The organism is Streptomyces hydrogenans (assembly GCF_014656075.1).
GTDB lineage: Bacteria > Actinomycetota > Actinomycetes > Streptomycetales > Streptomycetaceae > Streptomyces > Streptomyces hydrogenans.
This window is the reverse complement of sequence record NZ_BNBS01000318.1, coordinates 1-648: the sequence shown is the minus strand read 5'-3', so window position 1 is coordinate 648 and position 648 is coordinate 1. Positions and strand designations below refer to the sequence as shown.

The 648-nt window shown below is 69.9% G+C and carries 1 protein-coding gene; it reads left to right on the top strand.

Annotation, left to right across the window (positions count from 1 at the left end; translation table 11 throughout):
- Positions 1–431: 431 nt before the first annotated feature.
- Positions 432–648, top strand: a 217-nt coding sequence (locus IE321_RS41640; RefSeq protein WP_268257467.1) for a sigma factor, incomplete at its 3' end; no start/stop codon positions are given.

Genomic DNA, 648 nt, shown 5'->3' with positions numbered 1-648 from the left:
CACGACCGCACCGGCGGCCAGGGCAACGGCCAGACCTCGTCGCACACGCACCATGTTTTTGCACCTTTCGTGAGGATGGCGGCCGCGCAGAGGTCCCGCGCGGCCGGTGGGGAATCCCGTGAGCTTCCTCGGGAGCCCCTCACACGTGGTGTTCGCGCCTGTTCTCCCGCCGGTTTGGTGCCGGCGCCCCGCTTCCCTCGAACGGGTTACCCGAAGGTGGCGCAGGTGACGAAGAGCCCGCCCATCCGCAGGGCCGTCCGCTACGAAGAACGGGCGACACACGAACAGATTCCCCACCGCGGACCGTCCCCGGGGACGGTCCGGCACCGTACGAGCGACGACACAAGGAGCGGCATGCGATGGACGCCCCGCCCCCCGACGGCCTGCCCAGGCCGTCCCTGCGCCTTCTCCCCACGGGCGGAGCGGCGAAGGTGAACCAACCGATTTCCTTCGGCGCCGGCCGTCCCACCGACACCGGCCGCAACGACCTCACCGACGTCATGCGGCAGGTCGCCCACGGTGACAAGGAGGCGTTCTCCGCCCTCTACGACGCCCTCGCGCCCCTGGTGTTCGGCATCGTGCTCAAAGTCGTACGCGACCGCGCCCAGTCCGAGGAGGTCACCCAGGAGGTCATGATCGACCTGTGGC